Below are 1,119 nucleotides of genomic sequence, written 5' to 3'. Positions count from 1 at the left end.
AGGAACAGACCCAACCGACAAAGGTTTCTACCGGATCCAGCTATACAAAGATCCATTCAGTGGAGCCTCTTAATATGTTGTATTTGAAATTCAAAACTCAAATGAGAAGAGGTCGGCACCAAGAAGGGCTTGCGATTATTGAATTTATTCTCGCATTGCCAGTGTTGTTGATGCTTACGGTTCTGGTTATCGATGTCTGTCGTGCTTTTATTCAGTACACCGAGGTCAATAAAGCGCTGCAAAATGGCGCTCGCTATGCGGTGGTGGACACGTACGGCACGTTGGATTTTGAAGGTATTGCCGATGAAACCAAAATCAAAAACGTGGTGGTATACGGCTCACCAACCGCATCGACCACTCCAGTAATCGACTATATTGGCGTGGATGACATTGTGATTACTCAACCAACCGACACAAATAAAGTGGTCACATTGTCAGCAACTTACAATTACGTGCCAATCTTTTCGACCTTACCTTTTTCGAGCACTTCTTTGCAATTTAGCATTGGAGCGACCACGTCTATGAGGACAGGTCCATGAAACGATTAATAGCGAAACAGAAAGGGGTAACTCAAATTGAGTTCTCGTTGATAGCGCTGGCGGTGATATTGGTGCTGTTTTTGATCATGGAGTTTGCGGTGTACTTTTTTTCCGTGCAAATGGTCAATGAGGTCACCAGAAGAGCTGCAAGGCTTGCGACCGTGTGTTACATCGCCGATAGGGATGACATTCCGAGCTTGCCGTCGGTGTCTAACCTTTACCCATCAGGGTTCACCGCCAGTAATTTGCAGATTGATTATCTTGATGAAGCTGGTGCAAGCGTCGATGTTTCTGGATTTTTATCCACACCACCTGCGTCGAGTGACGTGTTAAACGCGCAATTTGCACAAATCAAATACGTTAGAGCAAGGGCGGTTAATTATACTTTTCAGTTTTTTGTTTTAGCTGCTTTAATTAATGCAGTAGGGAGTACTCCAGCTTTTGAAACCATATTGCCTGCCGAGAGTTTAGGAATACTAAGGCCTGAAGGTGCCAATGTTATTACGGATTGCTAATGGAGTAGCTTTATGTTGAAACCAGTAAAAATAAATGACGAAACATATAAAAGTTTAAAAACAAA

General features: G+C 43.2%; 2 protein-coding genes. Both read left to right on the top strand.

Annotated features, from left to right (window positions below):
* The first annotated feature begins 74 nt into the window (after nucleotides 1–74).
* Nucleotides 75–539, top strand: coding sequence for a TadE/TadG family type IV pilus assembly protein (locus tag R7F07_RS25280; protein ID WP_020835429.1), 465 nt, complete (start codon nucleotides 75–77; stop codon nucleotides 537–539).
* On the top strand, nucleotides 536–1,054 hold the full coding sequence (locus R7F07_RS25275) for a TadE/TadG family type IV pilus assembly protein (RefSeq protein ID WP_005494108.1): 519 nt from the start codon (nucleotides 536–538) through the stop codon (nucleotides 1,052–1,054). The genes R7F07_RS25280 and R7F07_RS25275 overlap by 4 nt, the downstream gene beginning before the upstream one ends.
* The last annotated feature ends 65 nt before the right edge of the window (nucleotides 1,055–1,119 follow it).

It is taken from the genome of Vibrio sp. YT-16 (genome assembly GCF_033337405.1).
GTDB classification, from domain to species: Bacteria; Pseudomonadota; Gammaproteobacteria; order Enterobacterales; family Vibrionaceae; genus Vibrio; species Vibrio alginolyticus.
This window is presented reverse-complemented; position numbering and strand designations above follow the sequence as displayed.